At 73.9% G+C, this 26746-nt stretch carries 24 protein-coding genes and 7 tRNA genes; 10 read left to right on the forward strand and 21 right to left on the reverse strand.

Annotated elements, in window-relative coordinates; all coding sequences use genetic code 11:
- Positions 1 to 39: 39 nt before the first annotated feature.
- Both VT52_RS04370 and VT52_RS04375 read right to left on the reverse strand, forming a co-directional pair.
- Positions 40 to 1254: a hypothetical protein gene (locus VT52_RS04370; RefSeq protein WP_046426019.1), complete on the reverse strand. Its 1215-nt coding sequence runs from the start codon at positions 1252 to 1254 to the stop codon at positions 40 to 42.
- Positions 1251 to 1817 carry a DUF4365 domain-containing protein gene (locus VT52_RS04375; RefSeq protein WP_046426018.1) on the reverse strand — a complete coding sequence of 189 codons (567 nt, stop codon included), beginning with the start codon at positions 1815 to 1817 and terminating at the stop codon, positions 1251 to 1253. Before VT52_RS04375 ends, VT52_RS04370 begins: the two co-directional genes overlap by 4 nt.
- 167 nt (positions 1818 to 1984) lie before the next feature.
- Here VT52_RS04375 and VT52_RS04380 point away from each other — a divergent pair, with 167 nt between their 5' ends.
- A complete protein-coding gene (locus VT52_RS04380) occupies positions 1985 to 2710 on the forward strand; it encodes a 3'-5' exonuclease (protein WP_046426017.1) in 726 nt (241 codons plus the stop codon).
- A 98-nt stretch (positions 2711 to 2808) separates the two neighbouring features.
- Here VT52_RS04380 and VT52_RS04385 read toward each other — a convergent pair.
- The 4 genes from VT52_RS04385 to VT52_RS04400 form a co-directional block, all read right to left on the reverse strand.
- Positions 2809 to 2880: transfer RNA gene (locus tag VT52_RS04385), tRNA-Val, on the reverse strand.
- 39 nt (positions 2881 to 2919) lie between these two features.
- Positions 2920 to 3366, reverse strand: coding sequence for an SRPBCC family protein (locus VT52_RS04390; protein ID WP_046426014.1), 447 nt, complete (start codon positions 3364 to 3366; stop codon positions 2920 to 2922).
- 267 nt (positions 3367 to 3633) lie between these two features.
- Positions 3634 to 3705, reverse strand: a tRNA-Val gene (locus VT52_RS04395).
- An 83-nt stretch (positions 3706 to 3788) separates the two neighbouring features.
- Positions 3789 to 4184 (reverse strand): TIGR02611 family protein, encoded by a 396-nt coding sequence (locus VT52_RS04400; RefSeq protein ID WP_338059175.1) that lies wholly within the window; start codon positions 4182 to 4184, stop codon positions 3789 to 3791.
- 190 nt (positions 4185 to 4374) lie between these two features.
- On the opposite strand from VT52_RS04400, the gene VT52_RS04405 reads away from it, so the two are divergent.
- Complete coding sequence (locus tag VT52_RS04405) at positions 4375 to 4788, forward strand: SsgA family sporulation/cell division regulator (RefSeq protein ID WP_004002642.1); 414 nt, start codon at positions 4375 to 4377, stop codon at positions 4786 to 4788.
- Positions 4789 to 5098: 310 nt separating this feature from the next.
- Positions 5099 to 5659, forward strand: coding sequence for a CGNR zinc finger domain-containing protein (locus tag VT52_RS04410; RefSeq protein ID WP_046426007.1), 561 nt, complete (start codon positions 5099 to 5101; stop codon positions 5657 to 5659).
- Positions 5660 to 5776: 117 nt separating this feature from the next.
- Here VT52_RS04410 and VT52_RS37780 read toward each other — a convergent pair whose 3' ends face one another.
- Together VT52_RS37780 and VT52_RS04420 are read right to left on the reverse strand one after the other, a co-directional pair.
- Entirely contained in the window at positions 5777 to 5929 is a 153-nt protein-coding gene (locus VT52_RS37780; RefSeq protein WP_164932512.1) for a hypothetical protein, read from the reverse strand.
- Positions 5930 to 6093: 164 nt separating this feature from the next.
- Entirely contained in the window at positions 6094 to 6555 is a 462-nt protein-coding gene (locus VT52_RS04420) for a hypothetical protein (RefSeq protein ID WP_046426005.1), read from the reverse strand.
- Between the two features lie 274 nt (positions 6556 to 6829).
- On the opposite strand from VT52_RS04420, the gene VT52_RS04425 reads away from it, so the two are divergent.
- Positions 6830 to 7354 (forward strand): DsbA family protein, encoded by a 525-nt coding sequence (locus VT52_RS04425; protein WP_046426003.1) that lies wholly within the window; start codon positions 6830 to 6832, stop codon positions 7352 to 7354.
- Between the two features lie 129 nt (positions 7355 to 7483).
- Here the strand turns inward: VT52_RS04425 and VT52_RS04430 are convergent, their stop codons facing one another.
- The 3 genes from VT52_RS04430 to VT52_RS04440 all read right to left on the reverse strand — a co-directional run bounded on the left by VT52_RS04430 (position 7484) and on the right by VT52_RS04440 (position 10282).
- Positions 7484 to 8311 carry a GNAT family N-acetyltransferase gene (locus VT52_RS04430; protein WP_046426001.1) on the reverse strand — a complete coding sequence of 276 codons (828 nt, stop codon included), beginning with the start codon at positions 8309 to 8311 and terminating at the stop codon, positions 7484 to 7486.
- A 94-nt stretch (positions 8312 to 8405) separates the two neighbouring features.
- Positions 8406 to 9230 carry an aminotransferase class IV gene (locus tag VT52_RS04435; protein WP_046426000.1) on the reverse strand — a complete coding sequence of 275 codons (825 nt, stop codon included), beginning with the start codon at positions 9228 to 9230 and terminating at the stop codon, positions 8406 to 8408.
- On the reverse strand, positions 9227 to 10282 hold the full coding sequence (locus VT52_RS04440) for a chorismate-binding protein (RefSeq protein WP_046425998.1): 1056 nt from the start codon (positions 10280 to 10282) through the stop codon (positions 9227 to 9229). The genes VT52_RS04435 and VT52_RS04440 overlap by 4 nt, the downstream gene beginning before the upstream one ends.
- A gap of 177 nt (positions 10283 to 10459) precedes the next feature.
- On the opposite strand from VT52_RS04440, the gene VT52_RS04445 reads away from it, so the two are divergent.
- From VT52_RS04445 to VT52_RS04465, 5 genes are all read left to right on the forward strand, one after another.
- Positions 10460 to 10532: transfer RNA gene (locus VT52_RS04445), tRNA-Gly, on the forward strand.
- Positions 10533 to 10570: 38 nt separating this feature from the next.
- A tRNA-Cys gene (locus tag VT52_RS04450) sits at positions 10571 to 10644 on the forward strand.
- A gap of 1 nt (position 10645) precedes the next feature.
- A tRNA-Val gene (locus tag VT52_RS04455) sits at positions 10646 to 10717 on the forward strand.
- Between the two features lie 51 nt (positions 10718 to 10768).
- Positions 10769 to 10840, forward strand: a tRNA-Val gene (locus VT52_RS04460).
- Between the two features lie 29 nt (positions 10841 to 10869).
- Positions 10870 to 10941: transfer RNA gene (locus tag VT52_RS04465), tRNA-Val, on the forward strand.
- Positions 10942 to 10993: 52 nt separating this feature from the next.
- On the opposite strand, the gene VT52_RS04470 is transcribed toward VT52_RS04465, so the two are convergent.
- Together VT52_RS04470 and VT52_RS04475 are read right to left on the reverse strand one after the other, a co-directional pair.
- On the reverse strand, positions 10994 to 11293 hold the full coding sequence (locus VT52_RS04470) for a TFIIB-type zinc ribbon-containing protein (RefSeq protein WP_079174822.1): 300 nt from the start codon (positions 11291 to 11293) through the stop codon (positions 10994 to 10996).
- A gap of 101 nt (positions 11294 to 11394) precedes the next feature.
- Positions 11395 to 12279 (reverse strand): phosphotransferase family protein, encoded by an 885-nt coding sequence (locus VT52_RS04475; RefSeq protein ID WP_107481238.1) that lies wholly within the window; start codon positions 12277 to 12279, stop codon positions 11395 to 11397.
- A 1065-nt stretch (positions 12280 to 13344) separates the two neighbouring features.
- Between VT52_RS04475 and VT52_RS04480 the strand changes: the two genes are divergently transcribed.
- Entirely contained in the window at positions 13345 to 14799 is a 1455-nt protein-coding gene (locus VT52_RS04480; RefSeq protein ID WP_079174824.1) for a serine/threonine-protein kinase, read from the forward strand.
- Here the strand turns inward: VT52_RS04480 and VT52_RS04485 are convergent.
- The 8 genes from VT52_RS04485 to VT52_RS04520 all read right to left on the reverse strand — a co-directional run bounded on the left by VT52_RS04485 (position 14766) and on the right by VT52_RS04520 (position 26242).
- Positions 14766 to 15584 carry a TrmH family RNA methyltransferase gene (locus tag VT52_RS04485; RefSeq protein WP_046429178.1) on the reverse strand — a complete coding sequence of 273 codons (819 nt, stop codon included), beginning with the start codon at positions 15582 to 15584 and terminating at the stop codon, positions 14766 to 14768. The genes VT52_RS04480 and VT52_RS04485 overlap by 34 nt on opposite strands.
- Positions 15585 to 15657: 73 nt before the next feature.
- Positions 15658 to 16905: a uroporphyrinogen-III C-methyltransferase gene (gene cobA, locus VT52_RS04490; RefSeq protein ID WP_046429175.1), complete on the reverse strand. Its 1248-nt coding sequence runs from the start codon at positions 16903 to 16905 to the stop codon at positions 15658 to 15660.
- Positions 16906 to 17058: 153 nt separating this feature from the next.
- Positions 17059 to 20988, reverse strand: coding sequence for a nicotinate-nucleotide--dimethylbenzimidazole phosphoribosyltransferase (gene cobT / locus VT52_RS04495; protein WP_046423521.1), 3930 nt, complete (start codon positions 20986 to 20988; stop codon positions 17059 to 17061).
- A 335-nt stretch (positions 20989 to 21323) separates the two neighbouring features.
- Entirely contained in the window at positions 21324 to 22547 is a 1224-nt protein-coding gene (gene cbiE / locus VT52_RS04500) for a precorrin-6y C5,15-methyltransferase (decarboxylating) subunit CbiE (protein ID WP_046423522.1), read from the reverse strand.
- Between the two features lie 113 nt (positions 22548 to 22660).
- Positions 22661 to 23299 (reverse strand): GNAT family N-acetyltransferase, encoded by a 639-nt coding sequence (locus tag VT52_RS04505; protein WP_046423524.1) that lies wholly within the window; start codon positions 23297 to 23299, stop codon positions 22661 to 22663.
- A 167-nt stretch (positions 23300 to 23466) separates the two neighbouring features.
- Complete coding sequence (locus VT52_RS04510; protein WP_046423525.1) at positions 23467 to 24297, reverse strand: MetQ/NlpA family ABC transporter substrate-binding protein; 831 nt, start codon at positions 24295 to 24297, stop codon at positions 23467 to 23469.
- A gap of 167 nt (positions 24298 to 24464) precedes the next feature.
- Positions 24465 to 25211 (reverse strand): methionine ABC transporter permease, encoded by a 747-nt coding sequence (locus VT52_RS04515; protein ID WP_046423526.1) that lies wholly within the window; start codon positions 25209 to 25211, stop codon positions 24465 to 24467.
- Positions 25208 to 26242, reverse strand: a complete 1035-nt coding sequence (locus VT52_RS04520) for a methionine ABC transporter ATP-binding protein (protein ID WP_046423527.1) — start codon at positions 26240 to 26242, stop codon at positions 25208 to 25210. The genes VT52_RS04515 and VT52_RS04520 overlap by 4 nt, the downstream gene beginning before the upstream one ends.
- Positions 26243 to 26746: the final 504 nt, after the last annotated feature.

Here is a 26746-nt window from a genome sequence, read left to right on the forward strand (position 1 = left end):
GCGCCGACCGCGAAACGATTACGGTCGGTCCCCGGCCCCTCACTCCTCCCCGCAGGCCTCCTCGAAGAAGTCCAGGTTCTCCTGCAGGGACTTCATGAGCCGGTCCCGCTCGGCCTCGTCCACCTGTACGGGTACCACCCCGGAGGCGCCGGTGAGCCTGCGGAAGCCGCCGCGCCGCTCCAGCCGGCCGCGCACCCGCACCGGGAGGCCGACGAGATGGGCGTGGCCCGCGATGCGGTAGTCCTCCTCGTCCAGGGTGACGCGGACGTGCGGCACCTCGGCGCCGGCGAGGACGCGCAGCCGTACGGTGCCCTCGCCGCGCGGACCCGAGCGGCGCAGGCGCACCACCGCGCCGGTGATCCGCACGGGCACGGAGGGCTCCTCGTGCAGGTAGCGGGCCGCGGCCTCGCGCAGCACGGGCAGGTCGCCGGGGGAGAACTCCACGGGTTCGGCGCCCGGGGCGCAGCCCTCGGGGACACCGGCGGCGGGTGCCCAGGCGACGGCGACCCCGGCCCCCTCGGTGCCCCGTACCAGCGCGCCGATCGCCTCGGTCAGTTCGCGGCTGACGCCGGCCTCGACGGCTCCGGCGAAGGCGTCCATGCCGCCGGTGGCGCGCCGGTAGTCGATGGCCTCGCGGGCGGCGTGCAGGGCCTGGTGGAGGCGGACGGCGAGGGGGCGGGCGACGGCCACGGGGGCGAAGGCGGTCAGCCGGCCGTCCTCGGCGGCGGGGCCGACGAGGACATGGTCGAGCAGGGCGGTGGCGGCGCGCCGGTGGCGGGCACCGTGGTAGCCGGCCCGAGCGCGGGTGGCGAGCGCGGCGGCGAGCAGCAACTGGCGTCCGGCGTCGCGCAGTTGCTCCTCGTGCCCCCAGGAGGCGGCGCCCGCCGGGCCGCTCGGGGTCTCGCGCCACCAGCGGATCTCGTCGCTGGGTACGGCGAGGCAGATCAGCACCTCGCGGGCGGCGGGGGTGTCGCTGCGGGCGAGGGCGTCCAGGGCCTCGGCGAGGAGGTCGTCGCTGTCGGGGTAGGCGCGACTCTCGGGCACGAGCAGGCTGGTGCCGGCGCCGGCCGGGCCGGGCGGGGTCCAGCGGCCGTAGCGTCCGGCGGCTCCGCCGCGCCGCTGCCAGCCGTGCCGGCGCAGCAGGGCGGCGAGGATCGCGGGGTCGACGCCGGCGGGGTCCGGCGGGCGGTGCCACGGGAGGGCGTCGGGATGTGCCCGCGGCGGCACCGGCTCCTCGTGGGGACGGATCCTCATGGTCTGCCTCCCGTCCCGACGCGGGTCATGATCTCGCACAGCGCCCGGTCGTCGAAGATGCGTGTGGTCGGTATCCGCACGGTGGTCCGGGTCCGGCCGGTGAGGGGGTGGCCGGCCAGGTTGACCCAGTAGCAGCAGTGCCGCAGGTCGAGCCGGTCGTGGCCGGCGCGCAGCCAGTCGCCCTGGGCGCGCGGGACCAGCATCACGACGAGGATCTTGTGCACCGAGACGGGTGTGCGGGCGAGTTTGCGCAGATGGTCGTTGTCGAGGGTGAAGGAGAAGGTACGGCCCGGGGGGTGGGGCGGTATCTGGTACGTGGCCTTCAGCTGGACCTTGATGGTGACCTCGTCGTCGACGGTGTGGCCGGGCGCGCTGTGGCTGACGTGCCAGTCGATGCCGTTGTCCGGGAAGGGCTGGGACAGCGAGCAGCCGGCCGCGGCGGCGACCGCGTGCAGATAGCCGACCTGGAGCGTCTCCATGCAGGCGGTGGTGGCGAGCGAGCCGCGGACGGTGCCCGTGCGCTCGGGCAGCAGCCCGCCGCGCTCGGGCTGCAGAGTGGCCATGACCGACAGCCTTCCGAACCAAGAGTTTCCCCGCTGCGGGCTGCTGAACTGCAAAGACCCGTACTCCTGTTGTCTCCCGGCGGCGTACGGCGCAAACGGCCCGGGTATCACCAAACAGGCAGAAGACGGGACGTCATCTGCCGTGCATGATCGAGGAGTTGGTTGGCATGACGTACTGGTACGAGGGGCCGCTGGCCGCCTTCGACACGGAGACCACGGGCGTGGACGTCGAGACCGACCGGATCGTGTCGGCCGCCGTCGTCGTCCAGGACGCGCCGGAGACCCTGCCCCGCGTCTCGCGCTGGCTGGTGAACCCGGGGGTCCCGGTGCCGGCGGGGGCGACCGCGGTGCACGGGCTGACGGAGGAGCACCTCCAGCGCAACGGGCGCTGGCCGGCTCCGGTGATGTTCGAGATAGCCGAGCAGCTGGCGGAGCACGCGGCGCGGGGGCGTCCGCTGGTGGTGATGAACGCGCCGTTCGATCTGACGCTGCTGGACCGGGAGTTGCGCCGGCACCGGGCGTCCTCGCTGGAGCGGTGGTTCCCGTCGGTGCCGCTGCGGGTGCTGGATCCGCGGGTGCTGGACAAGCATCTGGACCGCTATCGCAAGGGGCGCCGCACGCTGACGGACCTGTGCGCGCACTACGGCGTGGAGCTGGAGGGGGCGCACGACGCGGCGGCGGACGCGCTGGCCGCGCTGGAGGTGGTCCGCGCGCTGGGGCGCCGCTTCGCCACCCGCCTGGAGCGCCTCTCCCCCGCCGAACTGCACACCCTCCAGGCCGACTGGCACGCCGCGCAGGCCCGTGGTCTCCAGTCCTGGTTCGCCCGCAACGGTTCGGACGAGACGGTCGACACGGAGTGGCCGCTGCGGCCGGAGATGCCGGCGGCGGCGTAGGACCTTCGGCGCCCGAGCGAGTGGCCGGGGACCGGACGGCGCGAGGACCCTCGGCAGCAGAAGAGCCGGTCCGCTGTCGCGGACCGGCCCTCTCCCGGTGGGCGATACTGGGTTCGAACCAGTGACCTCTTCGGTGTGAACGAAGCGCTCTCCCACTGAGCTAATCGCCCGGGAACGCACTGAACAATACAGGTCCCGAGGCCGATCCTTCAAACCGCTCGCAGCCGGAGCAGCAGTCCGCGCCGTCCGGCCCGCATCATCAGGCGGTGGTTGGCGCGGAAGAGCGGGCGGGCGGGTACGGCCAGGCGCCGGAGCAGGGGCTTGCGGACGTCGACCTCCTGCTCGTAGACCGCGAGCGTCCCGGGACCCGCGGCGGTGACGGTCCAGCGCGCCCAGCCCTCGATGTCGCCGCTCATGGCGATCTCCAGGATCCCCGCGGCGGGATCGCGGCGCCGCTCGTGCGCGGTGAAGGTCATGGCGTAGGGCAGCGCCGAGCGGATGGTGAGGACGCCGGTGGCGTCGTCGAGCCGGATCACCGAGCGCACCTGGGGCCACCAGCGGGGGTAGTCCTCCGGCCGTTCCAGCACGGCGAAGACGGCGGCGGGCGGCACGGGCAGGCGCCACGGGCTGCGGAAGCGGTAGTGGTTCCAGTCCATGCGCCGAGTCTGCCCGCACCCGGACGGGCGCCCCCGCCGTCCGCTGACCGGCACTCAGAACGCTTACCGCTCACGGGTGTCGGCCCACCCGGAATTCGGCACTCCCGGTGCCGCACGCGGGAAAATCCCCGGCTTTCCGGAAAACCCGCGGAGATTTGGCCAGTTACGCGCGACCGGAACTTCTCCCGCCGGGTGACGGTTCGTCACGGGCCTTGGAATACGACGACGGCCCAGCCGCTCTTTCGCGGATGGGCCGTCGGTCCGGGGTGGGCGATACTGGGTTCGAACCAGTGACCTCTTCGGTGTGAACGAAGCGCTCTCCCACTGAGCTAATCGCCCCGGGCACAGGAAGAACATTACCCCATGTCAGGCGGTGCCTTCGACCAGCGGCCCGCCGGTGCGCGCGCGGCGGTGCGAGCGGCTCACCCGTCCTTGGCCCGCCAGGGCGGCACGAGCCCGAACCGCCACAGGTAGATCGAGCCGAGCACCAGGATGATCACCGCTCCGATCGCGGTCAGCGCGATGTTCCGGCGGCGCGCCCGGGGGTCCAGGGCACGCTGTGCCGCCTCGGTGACCTTGCGTTTGGTCCAGCGGAGCACGATCTGGGCCCAGACGAACTCGGTCGCCCAGATCGCCATGCCGGCGAAGATCACCACCCAGCCGGGTCCGGGCAGCGCGAGCATGGCGACGCCGGCGACCACGACGGCGAGTCCGATCGCGAAGACGCCGGCCTGCCAGCCGCGGTGCAGCACCCGGCGCGCCCTGATGAATTCGGGCGCCCGCGACCCGAGCCCAGGTTCGTCACTCCCCGTATTCACACCGACAACGCTACCCGAGTGATTCACATCACCGGAATGGTCGTAGATCCGGTACGAGTTCTCGGCCGGAAGAGTGTCGTAAACGCACGCAAAACCCTCAGAGGGGTTTACAACGGCACCGTAGGTGGCATGTCGATTTCGCCGACGTGCGAATCCCCGAGCGCACACTGAGCGAAAGGCCCTGGCGCTTATGAACACCACGGTCAGCTGCGAGCTGCACCTGCGCCTCGTTGTGTCGAGCGAGTCCTCCCTGCCTGTCCCCGCAGGCCTGCGGTACGACACGGCCGACCCCTACGCCGTGCACGCCACCTTCCACACCGGAGCCGAGGAGACCGTCGAGTGGGTGTTCGCCCGCGACCTCCTCGCCGAGGGGCTGCACCGGCCCACCGGAACCGGAGACGTCCGCGTCTGGCCGTCCCGCAGCCACGGTCAGGGCGTTGTCTGCATCGCCCTCAGCTCCCCTGAGGGGGAGGCCCTGCTCGAGGCGCCCGCACGGGCCCTCGAGTCCTTCCTGAAGCGAACCGACGCCGCCGTGCCGCCCGGCACGGAGCACCGGCACTTCGATCTGGACCAGGAGCTCTCCCACATCCTGGCGGAAAGCTAGCCCGCCCTTCCGAGCAGCCCGGCGCCGTCCACTCGGGGAGACGGCTCGGGCCAGGACAACCGCATACGGCACGGGCCGGCGCCGTCACCGTGAGCGCTCACGGAACGGCGTCGGTCCGTCCGCGCGCCCGGCCGCGTGCCGCCGCGGCGGCCCTGGGCGGGCGTACGGCGGCTTCCGGGACCCTCTGGGGCCCCCGGCGGCGTTCCACCGGCGGCCGGGGCCGGACACGGCCCGTGCGGCGGGCGCGATGTCGCTACCATCGGCCAGCATCGGCGGGCGCCTGCCCGACCCCCAGGCCAGGGAGCGAAACGTGCTGATCACCCATGACACCCGGTGCGCCCTCGACACCGTGGTGGACCTGGTGAACACCGCGCCGGAGGACGAGGCGGCGCCGGAGGGGCTGCCCGACGTCCCGGCCCTCGCGGAATTCGTACGGAACCACGAGATCAGCGATGTCGGCGTGGTCTCCTCGGCCGATCTCTCGGACGTGCGGGCGGTCCGGGCGCGGTTCGCGGCGATCTTCGCGGCCCCGGACTCCAGGAGCGCCGCCGGGCTGATCAACGAGCTGGTCGCGGCGGCGAGCACCACCCCGCGGCTGACCGATCACGACGGCTACGACTGGCACGTCCACTACTACGCCCCCGGTTCCTCGGTGGCCGACCACCTCGCCGCCGACTGCGGCATGGCCCTGGCCTTCTTCGTCGTCGCCGGCGAGGAGGAGCGCCTGCGCCGCTGCGAGGCCCCGGACTGCCGCCGCGCCTTCGTGGACCTCTCCCGCAATCGCTCCCGCCGCTACTGCGACAGCCGCACCTGCGGCAACCGGCTGCACGTGGCCGCCTACCGGGCGCGCCGCAAGGAAGCGACCGGCTGACCTGTTTCCGCCCGGCACCGAGGGATCCGGCCGGGACCGGCGCCCGCGTCCTCGGCGGTGGCGGTCCTCGGGGCGACGTCGGTCCCGGCGGGTGGCGCCGGGACGGACGTGTACGGCTCACAGCAACAGCAGATCGTGCAGCGCAGCCATGAGGATCAGACACCCGATCACCGCAAGGAAGATCATCAGCGGTGGCTGGGAAAGGGCGAAGAGGCACCCGCGCGGCTCGTCCTTCGGCGGCGCGGCCTCGCTCTGTGTCGTATCCAGCATCTCGCGGCCGATGATGGCGCAAACGGAACCCCGCGAGCGATCAAGACGCACGATCTTGCGGGAGTTCGCCGAATCCCATGATCTTGCTTCCGGCTCGCTTCGGCTGGTGAACGATTCCGGACGTCCGCGGACCCACTGTGACGATCCGGCGAGTCATGTGACTGTCATATGCCGTGCTTCTTGAGGATCGCCTCGATGTCGCTGAAGTCGTCACCGGACGCGGGCCGCTCGCCCTGGACCTGCCCCGGCTCCTGTCCCTTGCCCCGGCCCCGGCGCAGGGCCGGGGCGGACGAGACGGGTGCGGTGGCGGCCGGGCGGGCCGCAGCGGTACCGGCCGCCGCGGCGTGTTCGGCGTCGGCGCCCGCGCGGCCCCTGCGGCGCTCCACCGCGCGGGTGGCGGCGAACAGCGCCCAGGCCGCGGCCAGCACGCCGAAGCCGGCCCAGGCGGTGGGGCTGAAGGCGGTGTCCGAGAGCCAGCCCACGACGCCGGTCATCACGAGGCCGACCGGCACCAGCGCGTAGGCCGCGATGCGGGCCGCCGCCAGGAAACGTCTGCGGTAGGCCGTGACCACCGCGATACCCAGGCCCGCCGCGGACACGGCGGAGCAGACTGTCTCGGCGATCATCCGGTCCTCCAGGCGGGCTCGGCGGGGTGGCGGGTCGTACGGCAAAAGCGGCACCACGGCACGCCGTGTGCGCTTCGTCCCTTCCATCCTGCACCGCCCGGCCCGTGCGGGGCCACGGTCCGGGCCACAGATCAGGGTGATCTCCGGGTCGCCTCCTCCTCGGGTGCCGTGGCCGAGGACGCGGGAGGCGCGGGTCCCGGCCCCCTGGGGACCCGCGCGGCCCGTGCCCGGGTCCGGATTGGGGCGGTCGTGCCCCGCCTGGAAGACTGGGCGCATGAGCGACTCCTCCCCCGCGCCCGCCGACGCCGTCGTCCTCGACGTCTGGTGCGAACTCCAGTGCCCCGACTGCCGCACCGCCCTCGACGACGTGCGCGCCCTGCGCGCCCGCTACGGCGACCGGCTGGACGTACGGCTGCGGCACTTCCCGCTGGAGCGGCACAAGCACGCCTTCGCCGCCGCGCAGGCCGTCGAGGAGGCGCTGGCGCAGGGCGACGGCTGGCCGTACGTGGAGGCCGTCCTGGCGCGGGTCGACGAGCTGGGCCGTGAGGGAGAACCCCTGCTGGTCGAGGTGGCCCGTGAGCTCGGCCTGGACGCCGAGGAGTTCGACACCGCGCTGATCGACGGCCGGCACATCCTGATCGTCGACGCCGACCAGGCCGAGGGCAAGGCGATCGGCGTGACCGGCACCCCGACGTACGTCATCGGCGGCGAGCGGCTGGACGGCGGGAAGAGCCAGGAGGGGCTGCGCGCCCGGATCGAGGAGATCGCGGACCGGCTGCTGGGCGGGCAGAAGGGCTGAGGACTCCCGCGACGGGCGGGCGGGACGACCGAGGGCTCCCCGCGGGTCGGGACGTCGGCCACGCCCGCGCGGGCGTGGCCGCGGGCGGGAGCGGCACCGGGCGGCGGACACCGGGCGGCACCGGCCCGCCTACAGCAGCGGCTTCGACAGGGAGTACGTCACCGTCTCGTAGCCGAGCGACTCGTACAGCCGCTCGGCCGGGGTGTTGCCCGCGAACACGTTGAGGCCGATGAGCGGCCGGCCGGCCGCCAGTGCCTGGCGTTCCGCGAGCAGCATCAGGGCCCTGCCGTACCCCCGGCCGCGCTCGGCCGCGTCGGTCCGGACGTCGTACACGTACGCCGTGTCCTCCCGCAGGGCCAGCCACAGGGTGCCGACCCGGGTTCCCGCGCGCTCCAGGACGCTGAGGAGCATGCCCTCGGTCGCGAGCCCGTGCGGCAGCAGCCGGGCCTGGTCGTCGCCGGCCCTGGCGCGGGCGGCGGCCTCGGGGACGCCCCGCTCGGCCCAGGCGCGGGCGTGGCGCTCGTGCTCGCGTGCCCGCCATGCCGTGAACTCGTCCTCGGTCATGGGCCGTTCGAGGATGTCCGGGGGCAGCGCGGGCGGGCCGGCGTCGAGGCGTTTCTCCATGCCCCGGTTGCGGAGGGTGTAGCCGAGGGCGTCGAAGAGCCGAAGCGCGCTGTCGGCCGCGGCCACCGGTACCACGGTCTCGATCTGCCGGCAGCCCCAGCCGCGCGCCACCTCCTCCGCGGCGAGCGCGGCGATCGTCCCCCGGCCGCGGCGGCGGTCGGCCTCGGCGATCCGCAGCTCGTCGACGCGGGCCACCGTGTCCCCGAGGACCGGCGAGGTGCCGAGGCGGATCTCGCCGACGGGACGGCTGTTCACGCACACCTGGTAGCGGCGCGAACGCGTGCCGTCGGGGTGCTGTCGGAGCGGCTCGGCCGGCCGCAGGGTCGTGGTCATCACACGTGTTCTACCCACGGCACGGGCCGAGTCAGTCCGTTCGCCGGTTCCGGACGGTGATCGCGGTGCCCGCGGCGGCCGACCGGTCGCCGCGTCACCGCGGGTCGGGGTCCGCCCCCGCCCGCTCCTCGAAGATCCGCATCGCCTTGGCGGTCACCGGGCCAGGTGCGCCCGGGAGTTCGCGGTCGTCCAGGCGGTGCACCGCCTGGACGTCGCGCAGGGTCGAGGTCAGGAAGATCTCGTCGGCGCGGTCCAGCACGTCGAGCGGGAGGTCGGTCTCCTTGGCACCGGTCCATTCGACGGCGAGGGCGCGGGTGATGCCGGGGAGGCAGCCGGAGGAGACCGGCGGGGTGTGGATCTCGCCGTTCAGGACGACGAAGACGTTCGAGCCGGTGCCCTCGCACAGCTGGCCGACCGTGTTGGCGAACAGGGCCTCGGAGGCGCCCTGTTCGTGGGCGCGGGCGAGGGCGACGACGTTCTCGGCGTACGAGGTGGTCTTCAGGCCGGTCAGGGCGCCGCGCTCGTTACGGGTCCAGGGGACGGTGATCACGGCCGTGCTGTCGGGGCGGCGGGCGGTCTCGCCGAGGGCGACCACCAGGGTCGGACCGTGCTCACCGCGGTCGGAGCCGAGCGGGCCGTGGCCGCCGGTGTAGGTGATCCGCAGCCGGCCGAGCGGCATCGGGTTGGCCGCGAGCACGGCGGTGCACGCCTCGCGGATCTCGTCGTGGTCGGGGTCGGGCAGCCCGAGGCCCCGGGCCGAGCGGGTCAGCCGGTCGAGGTGCCGGGTGAGCGCGAAGGTGCGCCCCTCGGCCGCCTTCACCGTCTCGAAGATGCCGTCGCCGACGGTCAGCCCGTGGTCGAACACGGAGACCCGGGCGGAATCCGCCTCCCGCAGCCCGCCGTCCAGCCAGATCCTCATGCGCACGCCTCTCCACTCGCCTCGTACGACCCCGACGCTACCGCGAGCAGCCGGGACGCCTTCAGTTCGGTCTCCTGCCACTCCCCCTCCGGGTCCGACCCCCAGGTGATGCCGGCGCCGGAGCCGAAGCGCAGGACGCCGTCGGCGCGGTCGATCCAGAAGGTACGGATGCCCACGGCCAGCTCGGCGGTGCCCCGGTCGGCGTCCACCCAGCCGATGCCGCCGCAGTAGGGGCCGCGCGGCACCGGTTCCAGGGCCTCGATGATCCGCAGGGCGCTGGACTTGGGCGCGCCGGTGACGGACCCGGGCGGGAAGGCGGCGCCGAGCAGCTCGGGCCAGCCGGTGCCGGCGCGCAGCTCGCCGCGGACGGTGGAGACGAGGTGGACGAGGCCGGGGTGCTTCTCCACGACGCACAGATCGGGGACGGTGACGCTGCCGGTGGCGCAGACGCGCCCGATGTCGTTGCGGACCAGGTCCACGATCATCACGTTCTCGGCGTAGTCCTTCTCCAGCAGGTCCGCCTCGGTGCGGCCGGTGCCCTTGATGGGTCCGGACTCCACGGTGCGGCCGGACCGGCGCAGGAACAGCTCCGGGGAGGCGGTGGCGATCTCCACGCCGTGCGCGGGCAGGCGGATCGTGCCCGCGTACGGCGCCGGGTTGCCGCGGGCCAGCACAGCGGTCAGGGCGTCCACGTCGGCGTCCGGGGCGACCGGCGCGCTGAGCACCCGGCAGAGGTTGGCCTGGTAGACCTCGCCGGCCGCTATGTGGGCACGGATGCGGCGGACGGCCGCGGTGTAGGCGGCGTGGTCCAGGGAGGTGGCCCAGTCCCCCACCGCGGGGCCGTGCCAGGCGCCGGGCGCCGGGGCGGGCACCGGAGCGTGTCGTACGTCCGCGAAGCGTGCGCAGGTCAGACGGCCCTCGAAGTCCGCGCACACGGCCCAGAAGCCGGTGGACTCCAGGGCGGCGGGGTCACTGGTGACATCGAGGAGGCCGGTGGCGAGCCGGTCGCCGAAGCGGGCCAGCGGGGGGAGGCCGGGAGCATGGTGGAGCACGTGCCCGAGTCTAGGTGGGTGTCCCGGAGGTGACCCGGGGACGTCCCGGAGGGGGCCCTGACCACCGGGTCCGCCGGGCCTACCGCAGCACGCTGCGCAAACGCGTTTTTGTACTGGCCCGGGAATCCGCTAGAGTTCAACACGTCGCCGGGACGCGGAAGCGGACCGAAACGACAAGCGGACGTAGCTCAGTTGGTAGAGCGCAACCTTGCCAAGGTTGAGGTCGCGAGTTCGAGCCTCGTCGTCCGCTCGAAGGAAGAAGGGGTCATCCCGATCCCCTACACTCCTGGTGGAGTGGCCGAGAGGCGAGGCAACGGCCTGCAAAGCCGTCTACACGGGTTCAAATCCCGTCTCCACCTCCAAGGACGATTAGCTCAGCGGGAGAGCGCTTCCCTGACACGGAAGAGGTCACTGGTTCAATCCCAGTATCGTCCACTGGATCACCGGTCCGTCCGGAGATCCCGGATCTCACGAAGGTCCACACCCGCGCGATTAGCTCAGCGGGAGAGCGCTTCCCTGACACGGAAGAGGTCACTGGTTCAATCCCAGTATCGCGCACTGACCGTGATCCCCGGATCACCGTCCCCGGACGATTAGCTCAGCGGGAGAGCGCTTCCCTGACACGGAAGAGGTCACTGGTTCAATCCCAGTATCGTCCACACACCGAGAAGCCCCCGGCCGTTTCCACGGCCGGGGGCTTCCGCGTGGGCCTCAGCTGGAGAACAGCATGTGCGTGAAGCTCCGGCGGTGGTGATCGTGATGACCGTGGTGCCCGTGCTCGTGGTGACCACCGCCGTGGCCGCCGTACGGGGCGCCCCAGGCGGGCGCGGACGGGGCGGGGTAGCCCTGCGGGGCGGGCGGGACGGGCCTGGACCACTGGGACTCCAGCCGGGTCAGCGTCTCCAGCTCGCCGTAGTCGAGGAAGATGCCGCGGCACCCGCCGCACTGCTCGATCTGGACGCCGCTGCGGTTGTACGTCTGCATGGGTGCGTGGCACTTCGGACAATGCATCGTCGGCTCAACTCCTCGCCGGTCGGTACTGCTTGGTGGCTCCCCAGCACAGACTCCGTTTCTCCGCGTGCGGTTGCGACGACCGCGGGCAGGGCCCCGGGTCACCGCGCGGGCATGCGGGCACAGGCGTCGACGACGGCCTGTTCGACCGTGTCCAGGGGACGGTCCGCCGCGGCCGCCTTGGTGATCGCCAGGGCGGCCGTCTGGACGGTGAGGGCGCGGGCCGGGACGTCCAGGGCGGGCCAGGGTTCGCCGGCCGCGGGGACGGCCGGGCCGTCCGCCGCCCGGTAGGCGGTCAGGAAGCGGGTCCAGTCGTCGGGCGGCAGGAGTCCGCAGGCGAACCAGGCGGCGGGGCGGGCGAGGTCCCAGGCGGGTGCGCCGAGCCCCAGGTCGTCCACGTCGATCAGCAGCCAGGGGCCGTCGGGGGCGGGATGCCGGACGAGCTGGCCGAGGTGGAGGTCGCCGTGGCAGAGGGCGGCGGGTCCGGGCATCGGGGCCTCGGCGCGGGCCCAGGCGGGCAGGGCGGCCCAGGCGTCGAGGACGGGACGGGCGCCGGGGTGGAGGCGTGCGTGGCGGACGGCGCGGAGCCGGGTGACGGCACGGGCGGCCTTGGCGGGGCCGCGCATCGGGGGCAGGGCCGGGCCGGGGGTGCTGTGGTGCAGCCGGGCGAGGAGGCCGGCCACGGATTCCCAGGGGGCGGCGGGGTTGCCGGGGTCCACGGGGGTGCCGTACGGCCAGGAGGTGATCAGGCGGTCGCGCAGTACTTCCGTGGCGGGGGTGAGCGGCGGCAGCAGGATGCCGGGGAGCCGGGCGGCCGTTTCGAGGCGGCGGGCCAGCTGGGCGGGGTCGGTGCCGGGGGCGTGGGCCTTGACGACGGTGTCCCCGAGGCGGAGGACGGTGGCGTCGGGCCGGTCGGCGAGCGTGGTGGGGGCGGCGGGGGTGCCGTCGGCGCGGACGTGTGCCGTGAGCGCGGGGAGGATGGTCACGGGGCCTCGGGTGGTCGGGGCGGGGAGAGGGGCAGGACGGTCGGGGCGGGGTGCCGGTCGCGGTGCGGGAGCGTCCCGCGGGGGCGCGGGGAACCGCGTGACCAGCCGCCCACGGGCGCGCACCGGACGCCGGACCGCACCCCGGGGACGGCGATGCCGGCGCAGCTCCCCAGCTGCGCCGGCATATGTGCCGTCCGCCGCACCCCCGTCCCCACGGGGTTTCATGGGTGGATGTCCCCGCCCGAACCGCTCTTTCGGGCCTGGGGTCGCCGCTCAGCGCCCCAGCATCGCACCCACGGACGACGCCTGTGCGGCCACCGTCTCCCAGCCGTCGAAGACGAGCAGGAGCAGGGCCGCCAGGGGAAGGGCCATGAGCGTCGCCACCAAGGGGTGGCGGCGGCCCGCTCGGCGGGGTGCGAACGTGGAACGTCGCGGTGCCGGGTGGGCCATGGCCCCTCTCCTGACCGTCTGGTGTTGTCCTTGCAGCTTTTCTTCACAGCGGCGGGTGTCCGACCTCGGGGGACGAGCGCTGCACCCGCCGCTTGACCTCAAATCTAGGCGTGGGGCCCGCACCGGGCGTCATGCCCTCGTACCGATTGGCGGGCCTCCCGGAGGATGAGCCCCCGGCCGCGGTCTACTCCCCTGGGTGGAGACCCGAACCCAGGTCTCGGGGTCTTCCCCGAGGGGGCGCCCGCCGTGTCGGGCATGTCGGATGCGGGCAGCACGCCGGAACGCGTGACTTCGATCACTCGGTACGGTCATGGAGCGGGTGCCGGGCGCGCTTCGGGCGGCGGCCGACGGCAGGCGGGACGGGGCGTCCGCGACGGGTCGCGGGACGCGAGGAGAGGAAGGTGGCCCCTGGTCGCGGCGGGGTCAACGCCCCTTCGGACAAACCGGGTTGAGGGTGACGGACAGTCAAGAGGGCTCCGGCGGCGGTGGCCCTGACCGCGTCTCACCTCACCGGCGCGGCGCGCACAATCCGTCGCGCCGAGAGGGCGCGGCCTCTGCGCGCGGGCGGCCCGGGAAACGTAAGCTGTGCCACGTCAGAGGGACCGGGCAGCGGGGATGAACATGGCGATGATGCGCCTGAGGCGCGAGGACCCGCGCGTCGTCGGCTCGTTCAGGCTTCACCGACGGCTCGGCGCGGGCGGGATGGGCGTGGTCTACCTCGGCTCCGACAGGAAGGGCCAGCGGGTCGCGCTGAAGGTGATCCGGCCCGATCTGGCCGAGGACCAGGAGTTCCGCTCGCGGTTCGCCCGCGAGGTCTCCGCGGCCCGTCGCATCCGGGGCGGTTGCACGGCCCGGCTGGTGGCCGCCGACCTGGAGGCCGACCGTCCCTGGTTCGCCACCCAGTACGTCCCCGGGCCCTCGCTTCACGACCGGGTCGCCGACGAGGGCGCGCTCCTCGCGGCCGACGCGGCGGCGATCGGCGCGGCGCTGTCCGAGGGCCTGGTCGCGGTGCACGAGGCGGGGGTGGTCCACCGGGACCTGAAGCCCTCCAACATCCTGCTGTCCCCCAAGGGGCCGCGGATCATCGACTTCGGCATCGCCTGGTCCACCGGCGCCTCCACCCTCACCCACGTGGGCACCGCCGTGGGCTCCCCCGGCTTCCTCGCCCCCGAGCAGGTGCGCGGCGCGGCCGTCACCCCGGCCACCGACGTCTTCTCGCTGGGCGCGACCCTCGCCTACGCCTCGACCGGCGACTCCCCCTTCGGACACGGCAGTTCGGAGGTGATGCTGTACCGGGTGGTGCACGAGGAGCCCCATCTGCACGGGGTGCCCGACGCGCTCGCCCCGCTGATCCGGGCCTGTCTCGCCAAGAACCCCGAGGACCGGCCCAGCACCCTCCAACTGTCGCTGCGGCTCAAGGAGATCGCGGCCCGCGAGGCCCAGGGGCTGACCGAGGTACGGCCGCCCTCCCCGCGCGCGGCGGAGGCGGACCGGCCCACCGGGCGGCTCGTCGACACCTACCCCGACCCGCAGCGCGCCGCGCGCCGCCAGGCTCCCGGCACACCGTTGCCGCGCGGCGCGGCCCCCCGGGGCGGGGTGCCCTCGCGGGGCGGTTCCCGCGGTGGCGGCACCCCCTCCCGTCCGGGTGCGGCGCGGCCCGCCCCCGAGCAGCGGGGCGGTGGCCCGCGTTCCACCGGAGGCAGCCGTCCCGGCACCCGCGGCGGCGCGCGGCGCCCGGCGCCGCGCTCCACGAAGACCGGTCTGCGCCCGGCCAACCCCCGCCTGCTGCGTCAGCGGCTGACCGTGTTCTTCGTGGTGACCCTGCTCGTGGCCCTCGGCATCGCCCTGGCCCAGGGCTGCCAGGGCCCGGCCCGGGGTCTGGGCGACGGGTCCGGCGGGAGTACGGGGAACGGCGTACGGCAGTCCCAGCGGACGCCGGCCGGCGGCTCACGGGCGGCTGACGACGAACGGCCGTACGACGACCCCTACGGGTCCTTCCCCGCGCACCGCGGCGCCGGAGCGCGGGAGGGTTCCGTTCAGGACCGCGGTCGTCCCGTCGCCACCGCGTAGAAGGCGACCGCGGCCGCCGCGCCCACGTTGAGTGAGTCGACGCCGTGGGACATCGGGATGCGGACCCATTCGTCGGCGGCGACCAGGGCCTGCGTGGACAGGCCGCCGCCTTCGGCGCCCAGCATCAGCGCGACCCTGTCCATCGTGTGTGGAGCGGCCTCGTCCAGGCTGCGGGCCTTCTCGTCCGGGGTGAGGGCGAGCAGGGTGAAGCCGGCCTCGCGGACCTGCTCCAGGCCCTTGGGCCAGTTCTCCAGGCGGGCGTAGGGCACCGAGAACACCGCGCCCATCGACACCTTGACGCTGCGCCGGTACAGCGGGTCGGCGCAGTCGGGCGAGAGCAGGACCGCGTCCATGCCGAGGGCGGCCGCGGAGCGGAAGATGGCGCCGATGTTGGTGTGGTCGTTGACCGACTCCATGACCACCACGCGGCGAGCGGAGCCGAGCAGTCCGGCGGCGGTCGGCAGGGGCTTGCGCTGCATGGAGGCGAGGGCGCCGCGGTGCACGTGGTAGCCGGTGACGCGTTCGGCGAGTTCGGGGCTCACGGCGTAGACGGGCGCGGGGAGTTCGTCGATGACGTCCCGCATGACGTCGATCCACTTGGCCGAGAGCAGCATGGAGCGCATCTCGTAGCCGGCTTCCTTGGCCCGGCGGATGACCTTCTCGCCCTCGGCGATGAACAGGCCCTCGGCGGGCTCGCGCTTGCGGCGCAGCTCGACGTCGGTCAGATCCGTGTAGTCGCACAGGCGCGGGTCGTCGGGGTCCTCGACGGTGATGAGATCGGCCACAGGGTGATACTGCCTTGTCCTGGGTGTGGTGCCAACGGCTGGGTACGGGTGCGTTACCCGAGGTTACATGCGATCAGGGGGTATTCGGCCAGACCGCCTGCGCGGGACCCTCGGCCACGACCTCGCCGATCACTATGACCGCCGGGGGCCGCACGTCCTCGGCGCGTACGGTCTCGGCGACCGTGGCGAGGGTGGCGTCGACCCGGCGCTGCGCCGCGGTCGTGCCCTCCTGCACCAGGGCGACCGGGGTCTCGGGGGACCGGCCGTGCGCGACGAGCGTCTCGGCGATCTTCCCGATCTTGTCGACGCCCATCAGGATCACCAGGGTGCCGGTGAGCCTGGCCAGCGACGGCCAGTCGACCAGCGAACGCGCGTCGTCGGGGGCGACATGGCCGCTGACGACCGTGAACTCGTGGGCGACGCCCCGGTGGGTGACCGGGATGCCGGCCGCGCCCGGCACCGAGATGGAGCTGGAGATACCGGGGACGACGGTGCAGGGGATGCCGGCCTCGGCGAGCGCCTGGACCTCCTCCATGCCCCGGCCGAAGACGAAGGGGTCGCCGCCCTTGAGCCGTACGACCGACTTGCCCTGCTTGGCGTGCTCGATCAGCGCGTCGTTGATGGCCTCCTGAGCCATGTAACGGCCGTACGGGATCTTCGCCGCGTCGATCACCTCGACGTGCGGGGGCAGTTCCGCGAGCAGGTCGCGCGGTCCGAGCCGGTCGGCGATGACGACGTCCGCCTCGGCGAGCAGCCGGCGGCCGCGGACCGTGATCAGATCGGGGTCGCCGGGACCGCCGCCGACCAGGGAGACGCCGGGGGTGCGGGTGCGGTGGTGGGGGGCGACGAGGGTGCCGTCGCGCAGGCCCTCGACGACCGCGTCGCGGATGGCGGCGGTGTGCCGGGGATCACGCCCGCGGGCGTCCGTGGTGAGGACGGCGACCGTGACGCCCTCGCTGGTGCCGGTGGCGGGAGTCCAGGCGGTGGCCTGGTCCGCGTCGTCGGAGCGGACGCACCAGACGCGGTTCCGCTCGGCCTCGGCGGAGGCGGCGGTGTTGGCGGCGGGGTCGCTGGTGGCGATGAGGGCGTACCAGGCGTCGGCGAGGTCGCCGTCCTCGTACCGCCGCCGGTGCCAGGTGATCTCACCCGCGTCCGCCATCGCCTCGACCGAGGGGGTCGCCCCGGGGGAGACCAGGACGATGTCCGCGCCGGCCGCGATCAGGGCGGGCAGGCGGCGCTGGGCGACCTGTCCGGCGCCGAGGACGACCACACGGCGGCCGGAGAGGCGGAGACCTACGGGGTAGGCGGGGTGTTCGGCCATGGCTCCTCCGGGGGCGTTGTGGTGGCCCTGACGTGCGGATTTTACGTGGACGGAGGCGTCGGCGGGACAGGTGTCCGGGAGGTGGGCGGGGGCGGCCCGGTGGGTGGGCGCGACCACCCACCGGGCCGCGCCCGAAGCACGGTGCCGCGGCACCTACTTCTCGGTGACTCCCGCCGAGTCGAACGTGGCCACCTCGTGCATCGCCCTCGCCGCGCTCTGCACCAGCGGCAGGGCGAGCAGGGCACCGGTGCCCTCGCCGAGGCGGAGGTCGAGGTCGACCAGGGGGCGCAGGCCGAGCTTGTTGAGTGCCGCGACATGGCCCGGCTCGGCACTGCGGTGACCGGCGATGCAGGCCGCGAGGACCTCGGGGGCGATGGCACGGGCCACCAGGGCCGCGGCACCGGCGCTGACACCGTCCAGGATGACCGGCGTGCGCAGGGACGCGCCGCCGAGCAGCAGGCCGACCATCGCCGCGTGCTCGAAGCCGCCGAGGGCCGCGAGGACGCCGATGGGGTCGGCCGGGTCCGGCTGGTGGAGCTCCAGGGCGCGCCGGACCACCTCGGTCTTGCGGGCCAGCGTCTCGTCGTTGATGCCGGTGCCGCGACCGGTGACCTCGGCCGGGTCGGTGCCGGTGAAGACGGAGATCAGCGCGGCGGACGCGGTGGTGTTGGCGATGCCCATCTCACCGGTGAGCAGCGCCTTGTTCCCGGCCGCGACCAGGTCGCGCGCGGTCTCGATGCCGACCTCGATGGCGGCCTTGGCCTCCTCGCGGCTCATCGCGGGCCCCGCCGTCATGTCGGACGTGCCGCCGCGGATCTTGCGGGGCAGCAGGCCCGGGGTGGCGGGCAGGTCGGCGGCCACGCCGACGTCCACGACGCACACCTCGGCGCCGACCTGGGCGGCGAAGGCGTTGCAGACCGCGCCCCCGCCCAGGAAGTTGGCCACCATCTGGCCGGTGACCTCCTGCGGCCAGGGGGTGACACCCTGGGCGTGCACGCCGTGGTCGCCCGCGAAGATGGCGACGGCCGCGGGCTCCGGGATCGGCGGCGGGCACTGCCGGGACAGGCCCGACAGCTGCGCGGAGATGATCTCCAGCATGCCGAGCGCGCCGGCCGGCTTGGTCATGCGCTTCTGGCGCTCCCAGGCCTCACCGAGGGCCTTGGCGTCGAGCGGGCGGATCTGGGCGACGGTCTCGGCAAGCAGGTCGTGGGGTTCCTCTCCGGGCAGGGCGCGGCGGCCGTACGTCTCTTCGTGCACCACCCAGGACAGGGGGCGCCGCTTGGACCAGCCCGCCTGCATCAGCTCGGGCTCGTCCGGGAATTCGTCGACGTACCCGACGCACAGGTAGGCGATGACCTCCAGGTGCTCGGGCAGGCCGAGGGCCCGCACCATCTCGCGCTCCTCGAAGAAGCTGACCCAGCCCACGCCCAGGCCCTCGGCGCGGGCGGCGAGCCAGAGGTTCTCGACGGCGAGGGCGGCGGAGTACGGCGCCATCTGGGGCTGGGTGTACCGGCCCAGGGTGTGCCGGCCGCCGCGGGTGGGGTCGGCGGTGACGACGATGTTCACCGGGGTGTCGAGGATGGCCTCGATCTTCAGTTCCTTGAACTGCTTCGCCCGGCCCTTGGGCAGCGACTTCGCGTACGCCTCGCGCTGGCGGACGGCCAGTTCGTGCATGGTGCGCCGGGTGTCGGCGGACCGGATGACGACGAAGTCCCAGGGCTGCGAGTGACCGACGGAGGGCGCGGTGTGCGCGGCCTCCAGGACGCGGAGCAGCACCTCGTGCGGGATGGGGTCGTTACGGAAGCCGTTGCGGATGTCGCGGCGCTCCCGCATCACCTTGAGCACGGCCTCTCGCTCGGCGTCGTCGTAGCCCGGGGCGGCGGGGCCGGCGGCCTGCGGCGCGGGCGCCGCCTCGGCCGGGCTCTCGGCCCGCTCGGCGGCGGGCTCCGCGGTCTCGGTGTGCGCCACGGCCTCGGCCTCCCGGGGCGCGGGCACGGCGGCCTGCGGCGCGGGACCCTGCGCGGGCGGGACGAGGGGGTGTGGCGGGGTCGGCGCGAGATGCGGCGCGCTCGGCACCTGTCCCTCCACCGGCACGAACTCTCCGAGCGGCGGCCCGGGAGCCGGCTCCGGGGGAACCTCGGGCGACTGCTCTGCGGGAGCGGGCCGCACGGGGGCGTCCACCGGCTCGGAGCCCTGCTGGGCCGGGTCCTCGGCGGGCGGGGCGGGCTGCGGCTGCGCGGGGGCGACGGGGGCCGGTGCGGCCTGCGGCTGCGCGGCTTCGGCAGTCGCGGCCACGTCGGCGGGCTGCGGCTGCGCGGCTTCGGCGGCGACCGGGGCCGGGGCGGCTTCGACAGGCTGCTGGGGGACGGGTGCGGCGGGGTCACCGGCCGGCACCCGCGCGGCGACGGGAGCCGCCTGGACCGCCGGGTCCTGAGCCGGCGGCAGCGCCTGCGCCTCGGCCTGGGGCTCCGGCGGCGCGGCGGGCTGCTGCGGGACGCCGGGTACGGCCGGCGCGTCCTGGCCGACGGGTTCCACCGGCTGGGGGACCTGGACCTGGGGGGCCTCCGGGGCGGGGGCGGCGACGGCCTCGGCCGGCTGGGCCGGAGCGACCGGGACGGCCACGGGCTCGGCAGTCAGGGCCGCCTCGGCGGCGACGGGCTCGACGACGGGTTCGGCGACGACGGGTTCGACCGGCTCGGCGGCCTGTACGGCCTCGCCCGCTTCGACGGCCTCGGCGACCGCGACGGGCTCGGCCGTGACCGGCTCGACCGGCCGGGCTGCCTCGACGGCGGGAGCCACGGCACCGGGGACCTGGTGGGCGTCCGGGGCAGGGGCGGCGACGGCCTCGGCAGGCTGGGGCACCTGGACGGGTTCGACGGCGACGGGTTCGGCGACGACCGGCTGAGCGGCCTCGGCGGCCGGCACGGCGGCACCGGGAACCCGCTCCTCGGCCCGCACGGGCGCACCGGCCTCCGGCACTGCCTCCGCGGCGACCGATGCCTCGGCGACCGGTGCCTCGGCGACCGGTGTCTGGGGAACCTGCTGGACCAGCTGGACCTGTTGCACGACAGCGGCCGCTCCGGCGGCCTCGGCGGCCTGGACGTCCGGCGTCGGCACGGGCTCCACGGCGACCGGCACGCTCTCCTCGGCCGGCGCCACCGCGCCGGCGGCCACCGGCTGCCGGGAGACGTCCGGTCCCTGACCGTCGACGGGCCGCGGACCGTCCTGGCCCGGTACGACCTGCTCGGGGGCGGCCGCCTGCCCGGCGGCCGCGCCATCGGCGTCCGGCGTCCCCACCGGCGCCGGATCAACCGTTTCCGCGTCCGGCACCCGCTCGGCGACCGGTTCCGCCTCGGCGACCGGCGCCCGGGGCGCCTCCGCGACGACCGGCTCGGCCGCGGCGACCGGCGCCTCGGGAGCGGCGACAGCGTCCAAAGCCGTGCCCGGCGCCTCGGCGGCCTGCTCGGCGGCCTGCTCCGGCACCTCGACGGCGACCGGCACGGCCTCGGCGGCGGCAACCGGCACACCGATCACCTGGACGGCGGCCTGTCCGGCCTCCGCCACGCCCGGCGCCTGGACCGCGGCCGGGGCGGCCTCCGCCGCTCCCGGTACCTGGCCGGCGCCCGGCGCCGCCACGGCCGTACCCGCCGCGGCCGCGCCCCAGGGGGCCGCGGTCTGCGGGCCCATGTCCCGGAGGGGCTGGGCGTCGAGGTACTCGGGGCCGCGGTCGGCGAGGGTGCGGACCGGGCCGGCGGAGGTGTCGGGGATGAGCGGGCCGAGGTGCAGGGGGCGGCGCGGCACGGACGTCTCCTGCGCGGACGGGAGGCGGACGCCGCTCAGGTCCACGGAACCCGTGTCGCGGCCGGAGGCCTCGTGCAGCGTCTCGACCACCGGCTCGGGGGCGGGCGGCGGCACCTCGTTGCCCCATGCGCCCTGGGCGCCCGGCAGCAGCAGGTCTTCGTCCTCGGCGGGGGCCTCGGAGAGATAGGTGTACGCGCCGCCGTGCGCGGTGACGCCCGGCTGCTCCACCATGCCTGCGCTCTCCGGCTGTCCCTCGCCCGGGACCTGGCCGGTGTCGGTCATGCGTACCCCTCGCCCAATCGGTTAGTGCTCCTACGACCAGCTCACCCGGAACGGCACACCGACCGCCCATAGTGAAGAACGAGCGTCCGTGCCCAGCGGCACGAACGACCCGCCGGAAAAGGCGACAAAGCCATTCAGTGGCATTGTCCCGGTCGTTGCGCCGTCGCGACAGCATGATCCGCGACAGGCCGCTGTGGACTACGCCACGTTGCGCGTCCACGGGTTCGCTGTACCGCGCCCGGCCCAAGACGGGCGTGCGTTCCGGACATTGGCGAACGAAGTTCCGGGCCACCGGTGCGGTACAACGATCGGCCAGCCTACCGCGCGCGGTACGACTACCGGATCACGGGGCGATCGGACAGCACCCCGCTGAGCAGGAACGCGACGTTCCGCTCGGTCTCCCGCCAGGCGCGGGTGTCGAGTTCGACGGACTGGAGCAGGGCGCACTCGACCCGGTATCCGTGCTCGGTCAGGTCGCGGCCGACGAGTTCGGCCGCGTCGCGGGTCGCGGCGTGGGCGACGATGCGCTGCGGGCGGCGGTCGGCGACCGCCGAGACCACGGCCGCTCCCCCGCCGCCGACCCGGACCACATCGGGCTCGGGCAGGTCCTCCAGGACGTGCGGGGCGCTGCCGCGTACCACTTGGAGCTGGACTCCGTAACGGCGGGCGGCGCCGTCGGCGCGGGCGCAGGCGGCCGGTTCACGGTCGACGGCGATGACGGCGGCGCCGGCGCGCGCCGCCTCCACGGCGAACGCGCCGGAGCCGCAGCCGATGTCCCAGACGAGGTCGCCGACCCGGGGCCCGAGGCGGGCGAGTTGGGCGGCGCGCAGCAGCTCGGTCTCGCCCTCGCCGAGCGCGACGCCGTCGCCGTACGCCTCGTCGGGCTGGACCCAGCCGCGCGGGCCGGTGCCCGGGTCGCGGCCGGCGATCCAGCCGCCGTCCCCGGTCGCGCCCACCGGGCCGCCGATGACGATGACGACGTTCGGGTCGCGCCAGGTGTGGTCGGGGGCCTTGTCGGAGGTGACGACGGAGACCTGTTCGCGTTCGGTGCCCAGTTCCTCGCAGATGACGAAGGTGCGGTGGACGCCCGCGAGGAGGAGGCCGAGTTCGGCGGGGCCGGCGCCCGGTGCGGTGAGCACGGCCACCTTGGTGTGGGCGCGGCAGACGTTCACGGCCCGGCGCAGGGTGCGCGGGTGGGCGACGACGACCTGGGCGTCGTCCCAGGGCATGCCGGCTCGGGCGAAGGCGGCGGCGACGGAGGAGACGCCCGGGACGACCTCCACCTCCAGGCCGAACTCCGGTGCGCGCAGGGTGCGTACGACGCCGAAGAAGCCGGGGTCGCCGTCGGCGAGCACGACCGCGGTGCCCCGGTGGCCGGCGATGCGGCGGGCCGCGAGCGAGACGCTGCCGAGACGGATGCGTTCGGCGGCGGGCGGGACCTCGGGCAGTGCCAGGTGGTGGGCCGCGCCTGCCACGAGGGTGGCGGCGCCGAGGGCGGAGCGTGCCGCGTCGGTCAGCGGCGAGCCGTCCCAGCCGATCACCGTGACCCGGTCGGCCATCGTCGTCCATCTCCAGGTTTTCGCAGGTCGTCAGGGGTGCAGAGCCCGAAGGCGGGCTTGGTGAGGCTACCCGGTCGCGCGGCGTCGCGGGCGACGGGCCGCGGCGGCGGGGATCAGTTCCAGTCGGCGTACGACGTGAACCCGCTGGTGTCGGCGAGCTGCTCGTCGGCGCCCTCCAGGTCCTCCGGCAGCAGGCTCCACACGATGAAGTCGGTGCGCAGATCGGCCCAGCCGCCGTCCTCGGTGCGCACATGGACTATGCAGGCGTTGCGCAGCACGCCCTCGCTGATGCAGCCGATCTTCTGGGCGACCTGCTGGGAGGCGGTGTTGTCGGCGGCGGTCCGCAGTTCGACGCGCTCGAAGCGCTGGTCGCCGAAGAGCCAGCGGGCGGTGGCGAGCGCGGCCTCGGAGGCGTAGCCCTCGCCGCGGGCCCAGGGCGCGACGATGTACGACAGCTCGGTGGCGCGGATGTTCCAGTTCGTCCTGGTCAGCCGGACGATGCCGACCAGGCGCTGGGTGAGGAACTCGGTGACGGCGAGGTCGAGACCGCGGCCCGCGGCGCGTTCCGCGGGCGCGTGCTCCGTGATCCAGTGCCGGGCGCCGGCCTCGGTGAACGGCTGGGGCACGTCGGTCCAGGCGGCGACCTGCTCGTCGTTCATCATCTCGGCCATGGCGGACACGTCGTCCTCGTCGAGGGGGCGCAGCACCAACCGCTCCGTGCTGATGGAGATGTTGGGGAAGGTGCTCGTCATGCGCCGCTCCGTAACCTTCGGAAGAACTCGAGTGACAGCGGGGCCGTGAAACGGGCCCGCTGAACTGCCCAGCATGCAGCATGAAACCACTGAAACGCACAACGGGGTCCACACCCGGTGAGGGAGTGGACCCCGTGGGTCGCGACGCGGTGCGCGCGGTGGCCGGATCAGAAGGAGGGGATGACCGAGCCCTGGTACTTGTCCTCGATGAACTTCCTGACCTCGGGCGAGGTGAGGAGCTTGGCGAGCTTCTTGACCCGGGGGTCGTTCTCGTTGCCCTTCTTCACCGCGAGGAAGTTGCCGTAGGGGTTGTTCTTCGCGGACTCCAGGACGAGGGCGTCCTTGGCGGGCTTGAGGCCCGCGGAGATGGCGTAGTTGCCGTTGACGACCGCCGCGTCCACGTCGTCCAGGGAGCGCGGGGTCTGGGCCGCCTCCACCTCCTTGAACCGGAGGTGCTTCGGGTTCTCGGCGATGTCCTCGGGGGTGGCGTCGTTGCCGGCACCGGACTTGAGGGTGATGAGCCCGTTGTCGGCGAGCAGCTTCAGTGCGCGGCCCTCGTTGACGGCGTCGTTGGGGACCGCGACGGTCGCACCGCTCCCCAGCTCGTCCGCCTTCTTGACCTTGTGCGAGTACAGGCCGAGCGGCTCCAGGTGCACCGTGACCACGGGCACGATGTGGGTGCCGCGCTTCTTGTTGAAGTCGTCCAGGTACGGCTGGTTCTGGAAGTAGTTGGCGTCCACCGAGCCGTCCTCGGTCGCCGTGTTCGGCGTGATGTAGTCGGTGAACTCCTTGACCTGGAGGTCGAGCCCGGCCTTCTTCGCGAGGTTCTTCTCGACGAAGTTCAGGATCTCGGCGTGCGGGACCGGGCTGGCGGCGACGACCAGCGGGCCGCTGTAGTCGTGGGAGGCGGAGGAGTTGCCGGAGCCGCAGGCGGTCAGCCCGAAGGCGAGGGCCCCGGCGGCGAGGACGGCGGTGGTGAGCTTGGCGGTGTTACGCACGAAAAGTGCCTTTCCTTGTGGTGGTGCTGCCCCGGATCGGGGTGCGGCGCGAAGCGCCTCGTCGAGGGGTGGTGGTCCGGTGCGGGGGGGGCCGGTGCGGGACGGACGACGGTGAACCGTGGGGCCGGCCGTCCGGCGGAGTCGTCTCCACGCGTCCCGGCCGGTGCTTACGCGGCCTCGGTGACCTCTGCCGGGTCCGGTCCCTTGGCCTCCTTGGCCTTCAGCAGCCGCAGCCTGGGCGCGGGGCCGGAACGGCCGCCGCGGCGGTGCAGGGCGCGGGCGGCGAAGTCGCCGGCGAACTGGATGAGGGAAATGACGACGGCGAGGATCCCGACGGTGATCCACATCAGCTCGGTCTCGAAGCGCTGGTAGCCGTAGCGGACGGCGAGGTCGCCGAGGCCGCCGCCGCCGACCGTGCCGGCCATGGCGGAGTAGCCGATGAGGGCGATGACGGTGGTGGTGGTGCTGGCGATCAAGGAGGGCAGGGACTCGGGGACCAGCACCTTGCGGACGACGGTCCAGGTGTTGCCGCCCATGGACTGCACGGCCTCCACGAGCCCGCCGTCCACCTCGCGCACGGCCGTCTCGACCAGGCGGGCGAAGAACGGGATACCGCCGATGGCGAGCGGTACGACCGCGGCGGCGGTGCCGATCGTCGTCCCGGTGACCCAGCGGGTGAAGCTCATCAGGGCGACCATCAGGATGATGAACGGCAGCGAGCGGCCGACGTTCACGACCTGGCCGATCACCTTGTTGGCGACGACGTTCTGCAGCAGCCCCCCGCGGTCCGTGAGGACGAGGAGGAGACCGAGCGGAAGGCCCACGACGACGGCGATCAGGGTGGACCAGAGCACCATGTCGAACGTCTGGGAACACGCGTCGGACAGCAGGGGCTGCATCTCGGACCAGGTCACTTGGCACCTTCCTTCACCAGTGCGGCCTCCTGGCCCACGACGTCGATCTGGAGTCCCCGCTCGCGCAGGAAGCCGATGGGCACCACGTTGTCCTCGTAGCGGCCGGGCAGTTCGATGCGCATCCGGCCGATCTGGAGACCGCCGACGGTGTCGATGGCGGCGCCGAGGATCGAGATGTCGATGTTGTAGGTGCGCGACAGCTGGGAGATGACCGGCTGGGTCGCGGCCTCGCCGTGGAAGGTGACGTCGACGACGGTGCGGTCCGTGCCGGTGCGCTCGCCGCTCACCGGGAACAGCGCGGCGGCCAGCTGGGAGCCGGGGGTCGCCAGCAGTTCGCTGACCGTGCCGGACTCCACGATCCGGCCCTTCTCCATCAGGGCGGCGGAGTCGCAGATCGACTTGACCACGTCCATCTCGTGGGTGATGAGCAGGACGGTGAGGCCGAGCTGCCGGTTCAGGTCGCGCAGCAGCTGGAGGATGGAGCGGGTGGTCTCCGGGTCGAGTGCGCTGGTGGCCTCGTCGGAGAGCAGCACCTTGGGGTCGCCGGCCAGCGCGCGGGCGATGCCCACGCGCTGCTTCTGCCCCCCGGAGAGCTGGGTGGGGTAGCTCTTGGCCTTGTCGGCGAGGCCGACCAGGTCGAGCAGTTCGAGCGCCTTGCGGGAACGTTCCTTCCCGGACGTGCCGAGGATCTCCAGCGGCAGCTCGACGTTGTCCTGCACGGTTCGCGAGGACAGCAGGTTGAAGTGCTGGAAGACCATGCCGATCCGGCTGCGCGCCTGACGCAGTTCCCGGCCGGCGCGCGGACCGCGGCCGGCCAGCGCCGTGAGGTCCTGCCCGGCGACGGTCACGGTGCCGGAGCTGGGGCGTTCCAGCAGGTTGACGCAGCGGATGAGCGAGGACTTGCCGGCGCCGGACTGGCCGATGACGCCGTAGACCTCGCCTTCGCGGACATGGAGATCGACGCCGTCGAGGGCGGTGACCTCGCGGCCGCGGGAGCGGTAGACCTTGGTCAGGCCCGATGTGGTGATCACAGGATTTCCGTCACTGTCGAGTGCGCGGGCGCGGGTGTGCCCGGACACGGGTGCGTTGCGTGCGTTCATGGGGGTACGCGGCACGGTTCCCGGGTGGCGGTGAAGCGGGGAGAACGGCGTGTGCGCGCGGCGGCCCTCGGGTCGCGCACGCCCGGGGTGCGGGCGCGGGACGGGCCGCGGCTCTCGCTTCGGGGCGCGAGGCTCAGGTGGTGCGGGGGCCCTCTAGAAGGCGCACATTCGACACGGACACACACAAACAGCACCGGGCGTCATGGTCGCCCCGGTCGCAGGGATGCGGCTGTTCGTCGTGGTCATGCGGCCCAGTAAAGCAGAAGCCCGCCGGGGAGCGGTGACCGCTGTCCGCATAGTGGACGGCGGCGGACACCCCGGGGCGCGGCCGGGGATCTCCGCTCCCCGGCCGGTGACCAGTGCGCGCAAGGCCGCGAGATCGTCCGCGGCGAGATCCCTGCCGGGCTCCCCGGCCGGCGGACTGTGGCCAACGCC

This window comes from Streptomyces malaysiense, assembly GCF_000980885.2.
GTDB classification, from domain to species: Bacteria; Actinomycetota; Actinomycetes; order Streptomycetales; family Streptomycetaceae; genus Streptomyces; species Streptomyces malaysiense.

What these genes read in the sequence shown, in the direction of transcription:
- VT52_RS04370 (WP_046426019.1), bottom strand. Translation starts at nt 1,254, where the DNA reads ATGAGGATCCGTCCCCACGAGGAGCCGGTGCCGCCGCGGGCACATCCC.
- VT52_RS04375 (WP_046426018.1), bottom strand. Translation starts at nt 1,817, where the DNA reads ATGGCCACTCTGCAGCCCGAGCGCGGCGGGCTGCTGCCCGAGCGCACG.
- VT52_RS04380 (WP_046426017.1), top strand. Translation starts at nt 1,985, where the DNA reads ATGACGTACTGGTACGAGGGGCCGCTGGCCGCCTTCGACACGGAGACC.
- VT52_RS04390 (WP_046426014.1), bottom strand. Translation starts at nt 3,366, where the DNA reads ATGGACTGGAACCACTACCGCTTCCGCAGCCCGTGGCGCCTGCCCGTG.
- VT52_RS04405 (WP_004002642.1), top strand. Translation starts at nt 4,375, where the DNA reads ATGAACACCACGGTCAGCTGCGAGCTGCACCTGCGCCTCGTTGTGTCG.
- VT52_RS37780 (WP_164932512.1), bottom strand. Translation starts at nt 5,929, where the DNA reads ATGCTGGATACGACACAGAGCGAGGCCGCGCCGCCGAAGGACGAGCCG.
- VT52_RS04420 (WP_046426005.1), bottom strand. Translation starts at nt 6,555, where the DNA reads ATGATCGCCGAGACAGTCTGCTCCGCCGTGTCCGCGGCGGGCCTGGGT.
- VT52_RS04425 (WP_046426003.1), top strand. Translation starts at nt 6,830, where the DNA reads ATGAGCGACTCCTCCCCCGCGCCCGCCGACGCCGTCGTCCTCGACGTC.
- VT52_RS04430 (WP_046426001.1), bottom strand. Translation starts at nt 8,311, where the DNA reads ATGACCACGACCCTGCGGCCGGCCGAGCCGCTCCGACAGCACCCCGAC.
- VT52_RS04435 (WP_046426000.1), bottom strand. Translation starts at nt 9,230, where the DNA reads ATGAGGATCTGGCTGGACGGCGGGCTGCGGGAGGCGGATTCCGCCCGG.
- VT52_RS04470 (WP_079174822.1), bottom strand. Translation starts at nt 11,293, where the DNA reads ATGCATTGTCCGAAGTGCCACGCACCCATGCAGACGTACAACCGCAGC.
- VT52_RS04480 (WP_079174824.1), top strand. Translation starts at nt 13,345, where the DNA reads ATGAACATGGCGATGATGCGCCTGAGGCGCGAGGACCCGCGCGTCGTC.
- cobA (WP_046429175.1), bottom strand. Translation starts at nt 16,905, where the DNA reads ATGGCCGAACACCCCGCCTACCCCGTAGGTCTCCGCCTCTCCGGCCGC.
- cobT (WP_046423521.1), bottom strand. Translation starts at nt 20,988, where the DNA reads ATGACCGACACCGGCCAGGTCCCGGGCGAGGGACAGCCGGAGAGCGCA.
- cbiE (WP_046423522.1), bottom strand. Translation starts at nt 22,547, where the DNA reads ATGGCCGACCGGGTCACGGTGATCGGCTGGGACGGCTCGCCGCTGACC.
- VT52_RS04505 (WP_046423524.1), bottom strand. Translation starts at nt 23,299, where the DNA reads ATGACGAGCACCTTCCCCAACATCTCCATCAGCACGGAGCGGTTGGTG.